General features: G+C 58.4%; 13 protein-coding genes and 1 pseudogene. 6 read left to right on the top strand and 8 right to left on the bottom strand.

Annotation, left to right across the window (positions count from 1 at the left end; all coding sequences use genetic code 11):
- Positions 1-9: 9 nt before the first annotated feature.
- Positions 10-1059 carry a cobalamin biosynthesis protein CobW gene (gene cobW / locus LPU83_RS48780; protein WP_024312921.1) on the bottom strand — a complete coding sequence of 350 codons (1050 nt, stop codon included), beginning with the start codon at positions 1057-1059 and terminating at the stop codon, positions 10-12.
- Positions 1060-1064: 5 nt separating this feature from the next.
- Positions 1065-1589, bottom strand: a complete 525-nt coding sequence (gene cobU / locus LPU83_RS48775; protein ID WP_024312922.1) for a bifunctional adenosylcobinamide kinase/adenosylcobinamide-phosphate guanylyltransferase — start codon at positions 1587-1589, stop codon at positions 1065-1067.
- A 770-nt stretch (positions 1590-2359) separates the two neighbouring features.
- Between cobU and LPU83_RS48770 the strand changes: the two genes are divergently transcribed.
- Positions 2360-4150: a chloride channel protein gene (locus LPU83_RS48770; RefSeq protein ID WP_024312923.1), complete on the top strand. Its 1791-nt coding sequence runs from the start codon at positions 2360-2362 to the stop codon at positions 4148-4150.
- Here the strand turns inward: LPU83_RS48770 and LPU83_RS48765 are convergent.
- Positions 4147-5601, bottom strand: a complete 1455-nt coding sequence (locus LPU83_RS48765; RefSeq protein WP_024312924.1) for a cobyric acid synthase — start codon at positions 5599-5601, stop codon at positions 4147-4149. The genes LPU83_RS48770 and LPU83_RS48765 overlap by 4 nt on opposite strands.
- 562 nt (positions 5602-6163) lie before the next feature.
- Here LPU83_RS48765 and LPU83_RS48760 point away from each other — a divergent pair.
- The gene (locus LPU83_RS48760; protein ID WP_024312925.1) at positions 6164-7162 is read left to right on the top strand and encodes a glycine betaine ABC transporter substrate-binding protein; all 999 of its coding nucleotides are present in this window, start codon (positions 6164-6166) and stop codon (positions 7160-7162) included.
- 179 nt (positions 7163-7341) lie between these two features.
- Positions 7342-7690, top strand: a pseudogene (locus LPU83_RS48755) (hypothetical protein).
- 7 nt (positions 7691-7697) lie between these two features.
- Here LPU83_RS48755 and LPU83_RS48750 read toward each other — a convergent pair.
- Both LPU83_RS48750 and LPU83_RS48745 read right to left on the bottom strand, forming a co-directional pair.
- The gene (locus tag LPU83_RS48750) at positions 7698-7853 is read right to left on the bottom strand and encodes an entericidin domain-containing protein (RefSeq protein ID WP_007788385.1); all 156 of its coding nucleotides are present in this window, start codon (positions 7851-7853) and stop codon (positions 7698-7700) included.
- A gap of 93 nt (positions 7854-7946) precedes the next feature.
- Positions 7947-8888, bottom strand: a complete 942-nt coding sequence (locus LPU83_RS48745; protein ID WP_024312926.1) for a LysR family transcriptional regulator — start codon at positions 8886-8888, stop codon at positions 7947-7949.
- A gap of 318 nt (positions 8889-9206) precedes the next feature.
- Here LPU83_RS48745 and LPU83_RS48740 point away from each other — a divergent pair, with 318 nt between their 5' ends.
- The 3 genes from LPU83_RS48740 to LPU83_RS48730 all read left to right on the top strand — a co-directional run bounded on the left by LPU83_RS48740 (position 9207) and on the right by LPU83_RS48730 (position 11898).
- Complete coding sequence (locus LPU83_RS48740; RefSeq protein ID WP_024312927.1) at positions 9207-10013, top strand: class I SAM-dependent methyltransferase; 807 nt, start codon at positions 9207-9209, stop codon at positions 10011-10013.
- A 320-nt stretch (positions 10014-10333) separates the two neighbouring features.
- Positions 10334-10561, top strand: coding sequence for a hypothetical protein (locus LPU83_RS48735; protein ID WP_024312928.1), 228 nt, complete (start codon positions 10334-10336; stop codon positions 10559-10561).
- Between the two features lie 182 nt (positions 10562-10743).
- Positions 10744-11898 carry a glycosyltransferase gene (locus LPU83_RS48730; protein ID WP_024312929.1) on the top strand — a complete coding sequence of 385 codons (1155 nt, stop codon included), beginning with the start codon at positions 10744-10746 and terminating at the stop codon, positions 11896-11898.
- A gap of 221 nt (positions 11899-12119) precedes the next feature.
- On the opposite strand, the gene LPU83_RS48725 is transcribed toward LPU83_RS48730, so the two are convergent.
- The 3 genes from LPU83_RS48725 to LPU83_RS48715 form a co-directional block, all read right to left on the bottom strand.
- Positions 12120-14312 carry a putative bifunctional diguanylate cyclase/phosphodiesterase gene (locus LPU83_RS48725; protein WP_024312930.1) on the bottom strand — a complete coding sequence of 731 codons (2193 nt, stop codon included), beginning with the start codon at positions 14310-14312 and terminating at the stop codon, positions 12120-12122.
- Between the two features lie 246 nt (positions 14313-14558).
- On the bottom strand, positions 14559-16250 hold the full coding sequence (locus LPU83_RS48720; RefSeq protein ID WP_024312931.1) for a hypothetical protein: 1692 nt from the start codon (positions 16248-16250) through the stop codon (positions 14559-14561).
- 4 nt (positions 16251-16254) lie between these two features.
- The gene (locus tag LPU83_RS48715) at positions 16255-16809 is read right to left on the bottom strand and encodes a helix-turn-helix domain-containing protein (protein WP_082321200.1); all 555 of its coding nucleotides are present in this window, start codon (positions 16807-16809) and stop codon (positions 16255-16257) included.
- Between the last annotated feature and the right edge of the window lie 414 nt (positions 16810-17223).

The raw sequence follows: 17223 nt of genomic DNA, 5'->3' as shown, positions 1-17223 counted from the left end.
TGGTCTGCCTTATGCCAGCGCTTCGATTGCCGTGCGAACTGCCGCCTCGTCCATGTCGTGCAGGCCGATCACGACCAGGCGGGTGCCGCGTGCTTCGCCGGGCGCCCAGGCGCGATCGAAATAATGGTCCACACGGCTTCCGACCGCCTGCAGCTGCAGGCGCATCGGCTTGCCGGGGACATCGACGAAGCCCTTCAGCCGCAGCACGTCATGTTCGCCAATGACGCCCTTCAGCGCATCCACGAACGTGGCAGGATCGGCAACAGGGCCGAGTTCCACGACGAAGCTATCGAACTCGTCGTGGTCATGCGGTACACCATCCTCGTGCTCGAGCTCATGGTGGGATTTGCGGTTGGCCACGTCATCCTCGGTACCGACCCCGAGCCCGAGCAACACGCTTGCCGGAACCTCGCCGTTGCGCGCCTCGATCATCACGGGCTTGCGGGCGATACGGGACGCGACCTCATCGCGCACGCGACCGAGGCCTGCCGTGTCAAGAAGATCGATCTTGTTGAGCACGATCAGATCGGCGCAGGTGAGCTGATCTTCGAAAAGTTCTTCGATCGGGCTTTCATGATCGAGCGATTCATCCTCCACGCGACGGGCTTCCACGGCACCGTGATCGTCGGCAAAACGGCCGGCCGCCACGGCAGCGCTATCGACAACGGTGATAACGCCGTCGACGGTGACCTGCGTGCGAATGTCAGGCCAATTGAAGGCCGCCACGAGCGGCTGCGGCAGCGCGAGACCGGAGGTTTCGATGACGATGTGGTCGGGGCGCTGTTCGCGCTCCAGAAGCTTGGTCATCGTCGGAATGAAGTCGTCGGCAACCGTGCAGCAGATGCAGCCATTGGTGAGCTCGATGATGTCATCTTCGGTGCAATTCTCGGCGCCGCAGCCCTTGAGCACCTCGCCGTCGACGCCGAGATCGCCGAATTCGTTGATAATCAGCGCGATTTTCTTGCCGTTCGTGTTGGAAAGCAGATTGCGGATCATCGTCGTCTTGCCGGCGCCGAGAAAGCCGGTGATCACGGTCGCCGGGATTTTCTGCTGGTTCATGAAATTCAACCCTTCATCTTCAGCGGCAGACCTGCCGCGATAAAATACACGTCCGCAGCTTCCGCCGCGATCATTTGATGCAGGCGGCCGGCATGATCCCGGAACTCCCGCGCCATGCGGTTTTCCGGAACGATGCCGAGACCGACCTCGTTGGAAACGATGACGAGGCGCGCGCGTGCCGCAGGCACGTAGGCGGCAAGCGAGGCGAACTCCGCCACCATGTCGCGCTCTTCCATCATCAGATTGGTGACCCAAAGCGTCAGGCAATCCACCAGGATCGCCCGTCCTTCGCCATCGATTGCCCGCAGGCATCCGACAAGATCGAGCGGCTCTTCATGGGTGTGCCAGAGATCGCCGCGGTCGGCTTTGTGCGTGTCGATCCGGGAGCGCATTTCCTCATCCCAAGCCCGGCCGGTCGCCACATAGTGGCGCTCCAGGCCGCCCGAAACGACCAGTTGCTCGGCAAAGCGCGATTTTCCCGAGCGCGCACCGCCGAGAACGAAGGTCGTGTCAGATGATATCAGGCTCATGGAAAATACTGTCCCATCTGCGGACGCCTTCCGCACGGAACCGGAACGGCTGCACGCAGCCTTAAAATCTTACTTTCAGCCATGACAACCTCCGTGCTGGCAGCGGGCATCGCCCAGGGATGGGCTTTTTGCCCGGCACGATTGGCAGGTCTCCTGGCTCGCGGGTTTTGGCCGCGATCGGGGCAGACCGGAAACCGGTCGCCCCTGATCGTGCCAGCGGATTTTCCTCGTCTTCCCGGCTGCATTTCATGAAAAGGCGGACGATTCGTAGACTTGAGAGGCGTCCAGCCCCGGTTGATCATGACGCACTGCCAGTGACTTTTCCGTCGCCGCTTCCGCGCCGCCCGCCTGCACTATTGCAGACTGTCAACCACGAGGAACCAACGCCGGACGGAAAACCCTGACCGCTCTACAGTCGCGGGGTCGGCTATGATGACGGCGCCCGGATTGGGTCCACCGCTTCACATTCCCTTTTCATCCGCACCGATTCAACCGGTCCGGAACCATCCGTTATGGAGTCATCGTTAGGCAAGGCCCCTGGCGAAGTCAATCGTAAGCCGTCGTCTCGCAATATGACATTGCATGCCTGAAACCGCGACCAAGACGACCTTCTCTACCAAATTTATCGTCTTTTATCAGTGGCTTACGTCACAAATAATTGTTGCCGGCGCCGGTCTTTTGCCGCAATTGCATCGCAAGCGGGTTGCGCCACTGATTTGCCCGTCCCTTTCTGCACTTGATCGCGCCTACACCTGCCTAGTTTTCCTGTCATGCTCCTAAAAATCAATATCCGCCGTTTCGGTCCGTTTCATACGCTTCTCGATATCGGGCGGATGCGCGCTCTGTTACGGCGCAGCGAAATGGGGATGGTCATCGCCGGCGCGATCGTCGGGGTGATCTCCGGCCTGGCGGTGACGGGCATGAGCCTCGTTTCCCGCGCAATGCACAGGCTGATCTTCGGAATCAGCGACGTCGAGAGGCTGAGCTCCTCCCAGATCGACGACAAGTTCCTGCTGCTGACGGCACCGGTTTGCGGCGGCATCCTGCTCGGTCTTCTGCTGTTCATCCTCGCCAAGACCCGTAAGAAGCCGATGGTCGACCCGATCGAGGCGAACGCATTACATGGCGGACGCCTGTCGCTGACCGACAGCATCCTCGTTGCCGTTCAGAACCTCATTTCGAACGGCTTCGGTGCCTCCGTTGGTTTGGAAGCCGGCTACACGCAGTTGGCAGCCGGTCTGGCCTCGAAGCTTGGCCTGAAGTTGCAGCTTCGCCGATCGGACCTGCGCGTTCTCGTCGGATGCGGCGCGGCCGGTGCGATTGCGGCGGCCTTTAATGCGCCACTGACCGGCGCGTTCTATGCCTTCGAGCTCATCATCGGCACATACACCATCGTCTCGCTGACACCAGTCGTCGTGTCCGCGCTGGTGGCGACCCAGATTGCGCGGCTGCTGGCCGGCAGTGATTTCCTCATCGATGTCGGCGAATTCGGCTCCGTCATGCCGGCCGACTATGTCCCGGCGCTGCTGCTCGGTGCCGTCTGCGCCGGCGTCGGTATTCTCATCATGCAGGGCGTCGCCTCGATCGAGGAACTGGCGCGCAGGAGTTCCATCGCAACACCGCTGCGCCCTGCCCTTGGCGGCATCGTCGTCGGTCTCCTCGCCCTTATCACGCCGCAGATCCTGTCAGCGGGACACGGAGCGCTGCACCTCAATCTCGGGCGCGATCTCGCGATTCCGGTCCTCCTTGGGCTGCTTCTCCTCAAGGCCTTGGCCTCCGCGATCTCGATCGGCTCGGGTTTCAGAGGCGGCCTCTTCTTCGCGTCGCTGTTCATGGGGGCGCTGCTCGGCAAGCTATTTGCCTATTCCGCGCCCTATTTCGCCCACGCGACGCTGACACCCGTTATCTACGCGGTCGTCGGCATGAGTTCGCTCGCAGTCGCCGTTATTGGCGGGCCCCTGACGATGACGTTCCTGGCGCTGGAGATCACGGGCGACTTTCCGATCACGGCACTTGTCCTTGCGGCCGTCATCACCTCCTCACTCGTCGTGCGCAGCACCTTCGGCTACTCCTTCGCAACATGGCGCTTCCATCTGCGCGGCGAGAGCATTCGCAGCGCCCACGATGTCGGCTGGATTCGCAACCTGACGGTCGGCCGGCTGATGCGCGCCGACGTCAAGACCGCCAAGGCCGGCCTTTCGATCGAAGAGTTCAAGGAACGCTTCCCCATTGGCTCGGCGCAGCGCGTCGTCCTGGTGGACGATACGGGCAAATACAGCGGGCTAGTGCTCGTCCCGGATATTTACGCGAACCTGACCGACACCGACGACACCGGCGAGGATCTCAGCGAATTCATCCGCTACAAGAACGATTTCCTGCAGCCGCAGATGAACGCCAAGCAGGCAGCCGCCATCTTCGACAAAACCGAAAGCGAAGCGCTCGCGGTCGTCAACAATCTGATCGAGAGGAAGGTTGTCGGGCAGCTGAGCGAGGCTTACACGCTGCGCCGCTATAGCGAAGAACTCGATCGCCGTCGCCGCGAAATATCCGGCGAGATCTAGCCGAAGAGCTCGTCAAGCCAGCGCCGGTCAAGGCAGGCTTCCAGCTCGGCCGCAACGTCGTCTAAAGCTTTCTCGACACCGGCACGGTAATCGTTCGTCTCACCAGAAAGACCGAAACTCCACAGCAAACGGGTACGATAGATGTCACTCGCAAAGAGCCCGTGCAGATACGTGCCGGCAATCCGACCGTCGGCCGATACGGCACCGTCCGGTTCGCCATCGACGATCGCGAATGGCCGGCCGCAATCCTCTCCTACGGTGATGCCGAGGTGGATCTGATAGCCGGCAAGCGGTGCGCCGTCTTCCACCGCCATAGCGACGCTGTTCCGCACCGTCTTTTCCGGCGCCATCTCCGTCTCGACGTCCAGCAACCCGAGGCCGGTGACCTGCGCGGGGTCCCCCTCGATGCCCAGGGGATCATGCACCTTGCGTCCGAGCATCTGATAGCCGCCGCAGATGCCGATGACCCGCCCGCCCCGCTTCACATGGGTCAAAAGATCAACATCCCAACCCTGCGCGCGCATATCCGCCAGGTCGGCGATCGTCGATTTCGAACCGGGCAGAATCACCAGCCGGGCATCCGACGGCAACCGCTCTCCGGCGCGAACAAAAACCAACTCGACATCCGGTTCTGCCGCCAGCGGATCCAGATCGTCGAAATTCGCGATGCGGGGAAAGACCGGCACTGCGATCTTCAGCGCGGCCGAACCGCCCCGTGCCAGGCTCTCCAGCGCGACCGAGTCTTCGGCGGGCAACCGCGAAGCGTGCTTCAGCCATGGCACGACGCCGAGGCATGGCCATCCCGTAAAACGCCGCACTGCATCGATTCCGGCATCGAAGAGCGAAACGTCACCACGAAACTTGTTGATGATGTAGCCGGATATCATTGCCCGGTCGTCATCGGAGAGGATGGTATGCGTGCCGACCAGCGAGGCGATCACGCCGCCACGATCGATGTCGCCGACCAACACCACCGGCACGCCGGCACGCGTCGCAAATCCCATATTGGCGATATCACCGGCCCTGAGATTGATTTCGGCAGGCGAGCCCGCCCCTTCCACGATCACAAGATCCGCTCCGACCGAAATCTCCGAAAAGCTCTGCATCACGTAATCGAGGAGTGTCGGCTTGAGCTTCTGATAGTCCCGTCCCTTGGCCTGCCCCCAGACCTTGCCCTGAACGATGATCTGGCTGCCGTATTCGGTTTGCGGCTTGAGCAACACAGGGTTCATGTGCACCGAGGACTGCACCCGCGCAGCGAGCGACTGCAGCCATTGCGCCCGGCCGATCTCACCGCCGTCGTCAGCGACCGCGGCATTGTTCGACATATTCTGCGGCTTGAAGGGACGGACCGCAAGGCCGTGATTGGCAGCAAGCCGGCAAAGCCCCGCAACAAGAACGGTCTTGCCGACATCGGAGCCGGTACCCTGTAGCATGATGGCCTTGGTCATTGTCGCGGAACTCCGGAGAACTCGCCTCGGCCTACAACGACGTCTCTGTTGCGGTCAATCGCAGGCGTCGAAAATGCGAAGGCCGCGTCAACCGTTGAGGGTTGCGCGGCCTGCCGAAATACGCTGGCGCGTTCGCCCATACACGGCGAAGCTCACGTTCTCCGGGACGCAATACCTGATCCGGAGAAGCAGCGGTGTCCCCCGCTACGCAACAACAGATAGCGCCACATTGTTACCGGAGGGTTAGCAAGTCCTTAAGCAAAGGTGAATTTCAGCATTTTCTGACTTTTCTTCTCGATCGTGGCGTCGCTGGCAAGCATACCAGCACGATCTCCGAACGCTCGCGGTAACCTTTTGATGAGACTAGCATTAACGATTTCAAATCAGGCGCTTATGCTTCACGCCTCAACCACAGAAGAGAATTGATTTCCGCAGCCGAACGCGTAGGCTGCCTTTCCAAGGTGCCAGGACGAGCGCCACAGCTACAGCCCGGATAAACGAGGACCTCCGCAAGGTGGGAACGCCTAGGTTGTAGCCGCGGCAGCAAGAATGGGAACGCAAGATGAGACTTCTCCGCACGTCAATCCTGCTCGCCGCAGGAGTTTGTGCAGCCGCCGCGACTGCGCAGGCTGCCGAATGCGGCAACGTTACCGTCGCTGAAATGAAATGGGCTTCGGCCGGCATTGCCGCCAACTTCGATAAATTCATTCTCGAGAAGGGTTACGGCTGCTCGGTTAGGATCGTCCCGGGCGACACGATGCCGACCTTCCTGTCGATGAACGGAAAAGGCGAGCCGGATATCGCTTCCGAGTTCTGGATCAACTCGGTACGTACCGAACTCGATAGCGCGGTCAAGGAAGGCAAGCTGATCCAGGCGGCTGAAATCCTCTCGGAGGGCGCTGTCGAGGGCTGGTGGATTCCGAAATTCATCGCCGATGCCAACCCGGATATCCGCAGCGTAGAGGATGCCCTCAAGCATCCCGAACTGTTCCCGGCGCCGGGCAATTCATCGCAGGGCGCGGTCTATAGTTGTCCCGTCGGCTGGAGTTGCCAGATTTCCACGTCAAATCTGTTCCGTGCGCTGGGCGCCGAGAGGGACGGGTTTCAGCTTATCGAAACCGGCAGCCCGCAGGACCTCGATGATTCCATCGCAAACGCATTCCAGAAAAAGGCCGGCTGGCTTGGCTACTACTGGGCCCCGACGCCCATCCTCGGAAAATACGACATGACGCGCCTGAGCTTCGGCGTCGCTCATGACAAGGCAGAATGGGACAAATGCACATCGGTCCCCGGCTGCGCTCGGCCGCAAGTGAATTCCTATCCCGTCTCCCGGGCGTACACGATCGTGACTAAAGCCTTCGCCGAGCGAGCCGGACCGGCCATGGATTACCTGAAGCTCCGCTCCTGGGACAACACGACGATCAACGAAGTGCTTGCCTGGCAGGATGAGAACCACGAGAGCAACGAGGACGCCACGATCTACTTCCTCCAGAATTACGCCGCCCTGTGGACCAAATGGGTTCCCGCCGATGTCGCCCAGAAGGTCAAGGCTGGGCTTTAAGGTGAGCAAGGCAATCCCTCGCCTGCCGATGCGCCTTCTCGATAGATCCTCGCACAACCGCGCGCGCGATCGATCGGCATCGTGAACGTCTTGCTTGTGGCGGTATGGGTTTCCTCTAAGCGGCGACTGCTTGCTTGCCCGAATCGCGCCAAGCCGCTGCCAAGACGAGGAGAACAAAGATGACATCCGTTCCGTTTCCCGACCGCGACACAATCGCATCAAAGCTTGCGAGCCTTGACGAACGGGCGAAATCCTACGTCGTCCTGCTGATGGAAAATGCGGCACAGGACGAGAACGTCATCGATGGTCTTTACCGCCACCTGAACAACGCGGCGAGCGCACCCTTTGTGAACACGCCGAAATTCGAGAATCTTGGGAAACGGATTGGCGAGGCGGCGCCGGCCTTCCTGCAGATACGTCTCATGGAGGCCGCGAAATCAAGCCATCATCCGGCCTATGTGGCGTTGCGGACCGGGCATTTTGCGTTCCGGCGGGGTGGAAAAGGCCTACCCGCCGGCAGTGATCTGATGGCGTATTACCGCGTCGCCGCGCGCCCGACCGAACGGCCCGCATCCTGAGTCGCGTTCACCGCATTTGCCGTATCGCGACCGATGCCGCGGATCGTATTCCCACACGAGGAAAGCACGAGCAGAATTGCGAGGGCGGAGCCGATTTTGGCCATTGTGGTCATTGCGAAATCCTCTTTCTCAACCGTCCAGGGCGCGGCGACAGCCGCCGCGCGCGTTAAAACGCCGAAGGAAGAAAGGAGGTCACCGCAAACTTGTCAAGCAGCAACGGCCTTGGCTTTTTCCGCAAAGGCAAAGCGGATGCTTTCGGCCACTGCCCGCATCGGGCCATTCATCTGCGACGCAGTGAGAAGCCTGATGTCGAAGGAGCCGAGTTCAGGCAACCCCTCCTGCACGCCGAGGATTGTCATCTCATCGGTGACATAGGAGCGCGGCAGCGGCGCGATCGCCAGGTCGGAAACCACAGCCGCTCGCTGGGCCATGGTGTGGCCGCTGAGGAAAGCGACACGATAACCGCGCTTCATGCGCTCAAGTTGAGACAGTGCCTCGGAGCGCCAGATGCAGCCATCCTCCCAGATCGAGATCGGCAGCGGATCGCGGCGGTGCGCCGTACCGCACTTGGCGCCGGCCCATATCAGCCGCTCGCGAAAAACGATCTCGCCATCCGTCGGCAGGGGACGCGTCGCGCAATTGATCAGTGCCAGGTCCAGCCGCTGCTCTTCCATGCGCTTCTTGAGCCCGATGCTCATGTCGATGGTGACATCGACCATGATGCTCGGGAAACTCTCGGCGAAGCTTTTCAGGATGCTCGGCAGCAGTCGTTCGCCTATATCCTCCGGCGCGCCAAGCCGCACGACGCCGCTGAGGTCGGGCATAATGAATCGTGAAACCGCCTCGTTCGACAAAGCAAGCATGTTTCGCGCATAGGAAAGCAGCAGTTCGCCATGCTGGGTCAGGCTGACCGACCGCGCATCCCGCAGGAAGAGCGTGGCACCGAGCTGTTCCTCCAGCTTCTTGATCTGCATGGAGACGGCCGATGGTGTCCGATAGACAGCCTCGGCGGCCGTGGAAAAATTGCCGGTCTCTGCGATGGCAACAAACGTGCGCAGCACGTCGTTATCAAGCAAAGGAATGGGACGGCGAAAGGGAATGCTCATCGTCGCATCTTTCAATTTTTCTGAATTTGAATTCCATATCATTTTGTTTGATTGAAAGTCAACCGGGCAATATCCTTCGATCGTAGCGGCTAGTACTGATGAAAGGAGGCCGCGATGAGCACTCTCAACGCAATCTTCGACATCTTCTACGCATTCAGATCGCGTCAGATCACACGTCAGACACGCAATCGAACGCGAGACCAGTTGGCGCGACTGCCGAGACATCTCGCCGATGACCTCGGTCTGCAAGCTTTGGGTATGACACCCCCTTGCTGAGGACGCAGCGTATATCCTTGCGCCTTCAAAGACGCGGTAAAAGGTTCTAATATACGCTCCGGGTGGCTACGGAGCGGAACGACCATGGCGATGAATGACGCGTGTTTCCAAGGTGATATCCCTGCAGCCTATGATCGGTACCTGGTGCCGATCCTGTTTGACCCTTATGCGGCCGATCTGGCGCAGCGCTTGGCGTTGCTTCATCCGCACCGCGTTCTCGAAGTCGCAGCCGGGTCCGGCGCCCTGACGCGTGCGATATCGTCGGCGCTTCCGCACGCCGAAATCATCGCCACCGATTTGAACCAGGCCATGCTGGATGTCGCCGCGTTGAGACATTCCGGGGGGCATGTCGCATGGCGACAGGCCGATGCGTTGAGCCTGCCCTTCCCCGATCAGATCTTTGACGCCGTCACAAGCCAGTTCGGCGTCATGTTCTTTCCCGACAAGCACCGCGCCTACCGCGAAATCCTGCGCGTGCTGAGGCCGAAGGGGACGTTCCTCTTCAACACCTGGGACGCCGTCGAGAACAACGATTTCGCAAAGGCTGTCAAGGCTGCGACGGATGCACTGTTTCCAGACGATCCGCCGGATTTCTTCCGGCGGACACCGCACGGCTACTTTGATGCCGAGGCAATCTTATCTGAACTCGAGCGTGCCGGCTTCCAGTTGGCGACCTTCGCAAAGGTCGAAAAGACTGCCCGCGCATCCTCGGCAAGGGACGCGGCGACCGCCTTCTGCAAGGGCAGTCCGCTCCGCATGGAAATCGAAGCACGCGAACCGAAGGTCGATGTCCTGGCACGGGTAACCGAGATCCTTGAACAGATCTTTGGCAAAGGTCCGATCGAAGGGCGGATGTCGGCGCTCGTGTTCACCGCCGAGGCGCGACGCTAGACCTGACAAGCTCGCACCAACCGCTCGTTTCATGGCGCCAAAACGACCGCCTATCGTCGACAACCCCGATGGGCCGTGGCCCCGGAACATTCAACGCTGAGCGGCGTTCTTTCTTCGCAACGCAACCCGTTGTCGTTGCACGGACTGCATGTCCCTCAACTGCAGTCACATTGGCCCGGCGCTGTCCAAACCAGCACCGGGCTCTGCCCGTCATCTCGCGCACGACATTCACCCTTCGGATAATTCAGCATCAACTAAAATAGAACTTGAAATCGCGGCTTCGGAAACGATGATGCTTGCCCTCAGCCAGGAGGGTAGCGATGTCACAGTACCAGGAGACGCGGCGGTTCAAATGCACGGGCGACGCTGGAAATCCCTGCATCGTCATTGAACAGATCAGGGTTGCCGATGAAGCCATCTCCAGCCCTAGAACCGACTACGTGACGGTGGATGGCGAGGTCGCCAATCGCCTCGACAGGAAGCACTTTCTGATCTTGATGAAGGGTGAGGTTGTGAAGATTCAGCGGGCTCTGAGGAGAAAACATTGAGCTAGGCCAGTCGGCGTCGGCATCGCAGCAGGCGCCAGACACCTGGTCGGACAGTCCTTCCCATGGGCTAAGATGTCGCCGCCGGGCGGATGTCATCATCGCGTCATGTGACGGTGATGTCTTAACGCACCGGGCGCTGAGACTCGTTTTCATTCCGGCGCTGTTCACCGCTGGAATGACTGATGCTGTATATCATTGCCGTCGCTGGTACCCTACTGGCAGCCAATACCCTCAGCCTTATGATCGCGGGATGGCGGATTCGATCGCGCCAAGACGAAACGCCAAGCGTCCCCGCGCGTCCGCCTGTCTCAATCGTGGTACCGCTTTGCGGCGTGGAACAGTTTTCGCGAGAGACGCTCGAAAGCGCACTGAGCCTGGACTGGCCCGATTACGAAATCATCTTCTGCGTTGCCGACAAGACCGATCCGGTTGTTTGCCTGGCTGAGGAGGCGCTCCGAAAAAAACCGCTGACAAAGGCGATGATTTCCGTCGGGGATGATCGCATCAGCGCAAATCCGAAACTCAACAATTGCGTCAAGGGCTGGAACGCGGCGTCGCATGGGTGGGTGGTTCTTGCCGATTCCAACGTCTTGATGCCCACGGACTATCTCGCACGCCTGATGGCCGCATGGCGGCCTGATAGCGGACTTGTCTGCTCGACGCCACTTGGTTCCCGTCCGAACGGATTTTGGGCGGAGGTCGAATGCGCGTTTCTCAACACGCATCAAGCGCGTTGGCAATATGCGGGAGAGGCCCTTGGATTCGGCTTCGCGCAAGGCAAGAGCATGCTATGGCGCAAGAAAACCCTCGACTCCCACGGCGGCATCCAAGCACTTGCGGCTGAAATCGCAGAAGACGCCGCCGCTACAAAACTTGTGAACACCATGGGCCTTAAGGTACATCTCGTCGCCGGGCCGTTCGAGCAGCCCCTGGGAAGGAGAACCTTCCGCGACGTATGGGCCAGACAGTGCCGTTGGGCGCGGTTGAGACGCGTCACCTTCCCTCATTTTTTCGCGCCGGAAATACTGCTTGGCGTGGTTCCGCCTCTATTTCTATGCATGAGCGCTGCGCTTATTTCCGGGACCAGTCTTTTCGTAGCGGCCTTGGCGGTTTTATGCGCCGCCTACGCACCAGAACTTATTCTTGCAGCCCGCAAGAATTGGTACATGTCCCCGCTGTCGCTCGTCGCAATGGTCACGCGCGATGCTCTGCTCCCAATCATCTGGATGAGGAGCTGGATGGCCGGGAGCTTCGATTGGCGCGGAAACAGGATGGTGATCGGATCGCAAGGGTCTCGTCTCGAAGCTGGCGTGGCCGGACCAATTGCAAGCCCCTAGCAACTGCGGGCGCATTCGAGAACGCCTCGTACTCGTTTCGAAGCTGCCCCATTCCAGGTCAGCGGAGCCGAAATTTTCAGGGTTTGAACTCAACTTGGCAATGGGACCGATGAGCCGCTCATCCGCGAAATTGGCACCCGTTGCCGATCGCGCTCTGCGCCACGAGCCGCTGGATGGGCGCCCTGTTTGGCCCGCGTGCTTCTCCAGGCGCGCATGTCAACTTATCGCTTCACCTGCAAATCAATGACATTTGCCCCAACCATCATGTCGAATGCGTCCTTGGTCATAGGCTTCGACAACAGGTACCCTTGCAGATGATCGCAACCGAGTTCTTTGAGGATTGCCCGCTGCTCTTCGGTCTCCACGCCTTCCGCAGTTGTCTTTAGCCCCTTGGCCCTTGCCAGCCTTATCATCGCCTCGACGATAGCTCGGTTGTCAGCCTCTTCGCTGCCGAAGCCGTCCACGAAGCTCTTGTCGATCTTGATACGATCGACTGCGATATACTGTAGGCGACCGAAGGAGGAGAAGCCCGTGCCAAAATCGTCCAGCGCGAAGCGGACGCCTTTGGAGCGAAGTGCCTCGATATTCCGTTGACATTCCCCTACGCTGTCGAGAAGCGTGCCCTCGGTTATTTCGATCTCCAGCCGTGTCGGATCGATCCCATGATTGTTCAAAGCCGCAGTGACCCTGAGCGCATACGCCTCGTTTCGAAGCTCGATGGGTGAGGCGTTGATCGCAATCTCGAGATCCGGCCACCGCTGGGCCGCCAGGCAGGCCTCCTCAAGAACAAGATCGCCAAGTTGGGCGATGACGCCGCACTCTTCGGCAATAGGAATGAACACCTCCGGGCTGATAAGACCTCTTGAGGGGTGCTTCCATCGAAGGAGCGCCTCGGCGCCAAACAAGGCTCCATTCGGGGCTGCGTAGACCGGCTGAAAATGCACCTCTAGATCTCTGCGATTCTGGACCGCCAGCCGCAGGTCGCATTCAAGTTCGCGGCGGTCTTGGACCAAGTCGTCCATGTGGGGCCCAAAGATCGCAAAGCGGTTCCTGCCCGCCGCCTTCGCATTATAGAGAGCGATGTCAGCCTTCCGCGTCAGGTCGGATGGATCAACATCAGGTCCGATACCAATCACAACACCAATGCTCGCACCGATGCTGATTGGCGTTCCGTTGATCTCGAATGGACGCCGCATGGATTCGATGACTCGCTTGCACGACTGCGAGATCTGATCGTTCGTGACATCCGTGATGACCGCTGTAAACTCATCGCCTCCGAGCCTGCCAACGATACTGTCCGCAAAAATCTCGCGCAACCTGTCGGCTACGAGCACGAGGAGCCGATCGCCAACAGGATGCCCCAATGTATCATTCACCTGCTTGAAACGATCAAGATCCATGAACAGGACCGCGTTCGACTGGGTCGCGGCAGACCCCGAGATCACTGTAGCCAAATGCTCAGCAAACTGCGCCCGGTTGGCCAGTCCAGTGAGGGTGTCGTGCCGAGCGAGATGTTCAAGCTCGGCCCTGCTCTGCCGTAACTTCCGGTTTCTCGCACCAATCATCGCCCCCATTCCTGCCAGCGCGACGAACACGGACACTCCGACAGCGCTTAAAGCCGGGCGAACTGACTTGGCGACAGCTTCCCCGGGTTCAAAGGGACGCCAGGAGAAGTATCCGAATTCTTTGCCATCAGCACTTCCAATTGCCGCGAAAGACCGTTTGACTTGCGGCGACTTGGTCCAGGCAAAGGTGAGGTCATCAAACTGATATTCGCTCGACACCCCCGTCAGGAAGCTGCCATCGAGATAACGAATGGCAACATGGAAATATATCTCCGAAGGGCTCTGCTTGATGTTCCCGGTGTCGGAGACGATCGGCTTCACGCTGACAATTGCCGGGTGGCTGTTGACGGTTGAGAGATCACTTTCCCCAATACTCAAGACTTGGTCAGAAATCCCGGTATCGTCACCGTCAACGAGCCTTGCGCGCAGCCGGTCCGCCAACGGCGACACGACATCCCGGACCTCTTGGTAGGCTTTCGCCGAATTCGCCTCGTCCGAAGCAAAAACATATACTGCGCGACCATCCGGAGCGATCACATAAGCGCGATCGTGCTGAAAGTAGGTGAACATCCACTTGCCGAGGTTCATCTCCATCCAGTCCGCATTGCCGTCGCTGACGTTGCGAACCGCATCGTCCCAGACAGTCGCACTCTCCTGGTCGTGGGCTACTGCCGCCTGCATTTTCGAAACGAGCGTCTCTGCAAGATGCGTTTGACGCTCGGCTGCGATTTTATCGCTCCTTTCGGTGGCAAACTCCAGGACTGCGAAGAGCCCAGTATAGATCGAGAGCGCAGCGAAAAGAGGAAGAACGAAGAGGAGGAGAAGCAGTCGGAAGCGCGCGTATTTCATACTCAGGAGCCCTTTTTATGGTCCTGATACTAGCACACGAACATTAAGGCGCGCTTTCATTGAAACCGGAACTACAGAATGCAGCGAGCAAACATCTCGGATCCGTTGGTTACGTTCCCTCTGCATGCACGCCAAACACGGTGCCAATAGGTTGGCTCTCCTCAGACATGTGCAGAGAACATTTTTTTGATTCATCTAAGCGCTTGAAATTGCTCTTTATCGGAAATTTTTTTAGATTCTGAATGCTCATTTACCGATGATCGAAAAGAGATACTGTTCTCCATCGTCACGGTGATATCGATGCAAGTCAAGTAGGGTTCGCTTCGCCCCAGCTGCTTGCAGGCGAGCCCCAATCTGAATGACCGACAGTGGCTTTACGCCCGCCACGATCAGTCTTGCCCTAATCTCGAACGGGGAAATGAACTCGTCCTGGAATCGCCAGATTTGTTCCATCGTGATAATATCGTCTTTGAAGTATCCCTGACCTTTAAGAGCCCCGACATCTCCAGTGCCCATTCGCAAGTAAAACTTTGCCTCTCTGACATTTACAATCGCTTTGGGGTCGACAGCCGACTCGTGGGCTTCGCATATAGACCGGATGCGCTTTAAGTCGGCCGTGTAAGCGCTTTCTAAGAAATTCTTCGAGGATGGCGATAGGATACTCACGCCAATCCTCTTATTGACGACCTCTTCCATGACACGCGACCAGGGATGGCGGGACGATTTACTGCCCCAGACCGCATCGAGGACCGAGACCAATCCGCTTACTTTTTTCCTATGACTGGCGAAGGCGGCGAAATCCATGGGCGGTGCACCGCTCGGGATGCCCAACCGCTCTGCATATCGTCTGTCCGGGCATTCGATGACCCGATCAGCATATAGCGCAAGTACGTCGATAACAGGCAGGCCCATCTTGCTGGCCTGTTCCATCACAGCAGGTGATGACCAAAACTTTACGCGAGTGGCCGCCCGACGTGCTTGAGATTTCACGTCGTAATTTCTTGTGCGGCCGCTCAGAACCGTAGCAAGTTCCTTCCTCACAACCTTTTTCAGTTCGGCAGTCACACCGTACAAACTGCTATCGAGCGTATGGTTTTGATCTGGAATCTTGTTTGGGGCGTAAATCTCAACGACTTCAGCAAATTTCTTCGGCCAACCTTTGATGGCACTGCCCGCGAGGCTTAAACTCTCAGCCGTTGGGCTTGGCCTTCGGCTACCTCCCGAGTTCTCCGTCTGAATAACTCGCGCCAAGGTAGTCGCCAGCGTAAAGATTTCTCCCGTGCCGAAGTTTTTCAAGTCATCGTGTACTCGACAGACGCTCTGGGTCTCGGGGTCTATCAAGTTGGTGACGAAATCCAGGCCGTCAACATCATCAACCTCAACAAGTGCTTGGGGATAGTCGCGAAAGTCGGCTATCCCACAACGAGTACAACGGCAAATGTCTCCGGCAATTCGATATTGAAGGACCGAACTGCACTCTGGGCACCGGTCTAGAAGTCGCTCTTTAGTGCGGGGATCGAACGAGAGGCTACGAATAGACCAGATCGCCTTTGCAAAGGGTTTTTCACGTAACGAGAGCGGCGAAATGCGACGAGTGGCAATTAGCTCGATCCCGCTAATCTCGACGCCAAAGAAATTAACGCCATGTTTTCCCTTGCGGTACATGAGGCGCTCGATGTCGGCGACACCGTTGGGCACTCCAAGAAAGTCCGCTAGCACTTTCACGTCGAAATCGGACCGAGCGAAGCGTGAATGACCCCACCCCTGTTTTATACTGTGTTTGCCAAGCAGGCGGTTGATAATCCAAAGATCATGAAAACCATTCTCCGCACATGCTCGGAAGACGATATCTGCCAACCCCTCCCCTGGTTGCGGTTCGACTGGGATAGCGAGGGCTTTCGGTTCAGACACGCTAGGATGCTCAAAACCTACAGTCATCGCATCACCTATCGTCTTTCGTATCGGTGTTTTTCGTTTCAGTTGGAGCTTGAAGGCGGACGTCTTTTATCCAACGAACTCCCGCGCCGAACGCAGTTGTCTCAGACGTCATCTCGATGTTCTTCGTGCGAAGCCCGTTCACTAGGCTGTTCAGCGTTCGCTCGTTAACAGCGTCATACCGGTTCTTTTCAAGACGAGCGATGAAGCTCGGATCGACACCGGCTGCCTTTGCTAGCTCGCGCTGACTTAGGTCTGCCAAGCCTCTCGAAGCTCGGATTATCCTACTGCCGAAATGATCAAGTGTCTTATCTTCTAGAACGGTGCCAGGAGTCCTCCACCTGACACCAGCTCCGTGCCCATGTTCGGCCTCGACAAACTCGACTCCTGCGTCCTGATAATGAGCTTTCAGTATCCAGGCTTCTCGCGGAAGCAGCTTATACTTGCCACCCTCAATCAACTGGATGGTTTTGGCTTTGATCCCCGTCGCCACGCCAACTTCAGCCTGACTCCAGCCAAGCAAAAAACGTGCAGCTCGCAACAGCGGAATTACCGGGTTCATGCCCCGAAAAAACGCCCAGGGCTGAAAATGTCAACATTATTCGCTGTGCGTCACTTAAGTACGTTTTGCGTCATTTTCCTTTGATTTTGAGTCAAGAATCGGATTTCTTGCTTCAGGCCAACTTCCTCAAACCGAATCGAAGGTACTCTCGATGGACAAATGGCTTGGAACTTCACCCAGTGTAATCATTCCCCGGCTGCAGTCCCTGCTAGCCGACTTACAAGGCTTGTCATCGCCTGGCGGCTTAGACGGTCCCGCAAATCCTGTCACCATTCGCAACTGCATGCTCGTCCAGCGCTCCGTGCCATGCCTTATCGGCGAGATGTCCGGTCACCCGCATATCAAGGAAGGTAGCCCGGGCGTCACGAGCGAACTCTTTTACCTCGATCAAAAACGCAAAATCGGCAGGACCCT

This window comes from Rhizobium favelukesii, from assembly GCF_000577275.2.
Taxonomy (GTDB): Bacteria; Pseudomonadota; Alphaproteobacteria; order Rhizobiales; family Rhizobiaceae; genus Rhizobium; species Rhizobium favelukesii.
Note: the sequence above shows the minus strand (reverse complement) of the source record. Positions and strands in the feature narration are given on the sequence as shown.

Coding starts and splice junctions, on each gene's coding strand:
- LPU83_RS48720 (WP_024312931.1), bottom strand. CDS start 16,250: ATGACTGTAGGTTTTGAGCATCCTAGCGTGTCTGAACCGAAAGCCCTC.
- LPU83_RS48760 (WP_024312925.1), top strand. CDS start 6,164: ATGAGACTTCTCCGCACGTCAATCCTGCTCGCCGCAGGAGTTTGTGCA.
- LPU83_RS48745 (WP_024312926.1), bottom strand. CDS start 8,888: ATGATATGGAATTCAAATTCAGAAAAATTGAAAGATGCGACGATGAGC.
- LPU83_RS48740 (WP_024312927.1), top strand. CDS start 9,207: ATGGCGATGAATGACGCGTGTTTCCAAGGTGATATCCCTGCAGCCTAT.
- LPU83_RS48730 (WP_024312929.1), top strand. CDS start 10,744: ATGCTGTATATCATTGCCGTCGCTGGTACCCTACTGGCAGCCAATACC.
- cobU (WP_024312922.1), bottom strand. CDS start 1,589: ATGAGCCTGATATCATCTGACACGACCTTCGTTCTCGGCGGTGCGCGC.
- LPU83_RS48750 (WP_007788385.1), bottom strand. CDS start 7,853: ATGACCACAATGGCCAAAATCGGCTCCGCCCTCGCAATTCTGCTCGTG.
- LPU83_RS48770 (WP_024312923.1), top strand. CDS start 2,360: ATGCTCCTAAAAATCAATATCCGCCGTTTCGGTCCGTTTCATACGCTT.
- cobW (WP_024312921.1), bottom strand. CDS start 1,059: ATGAACCAGCAGAAAATCCCGGCGACCGTGATCACCGGCTTTCTCGGC.
- LPU83_RS48725 (WP_024312930.1), bottom strand. CDS start 14,312: ATGAAATACGCGCGCTTCCGACTGCTTCTCCTCCTCTTCGTTCTTCCT.
- LPU83_RS48765 (WP_024312924.1), bottom strand. CDS start 5,601: ATGACCAAGGCCATCATGCTACAGGGTACCGGCTCCGATGTCGGCAAG.
- LPU83_RS48715 (WP_082321200.1), bottom strand. CDS start 16,809: ATGAACCCGGTAATTCCGCTGTTGCGAGCTGCACGTTTTTTGCTTGGC.
- LPU83_RS48735 (WP_024312928.1), top strand. CDS start 10,334: ATGTCACAGTACCAGGAGACGCGGCGGTTCAAATGCACGGGCGACGCT.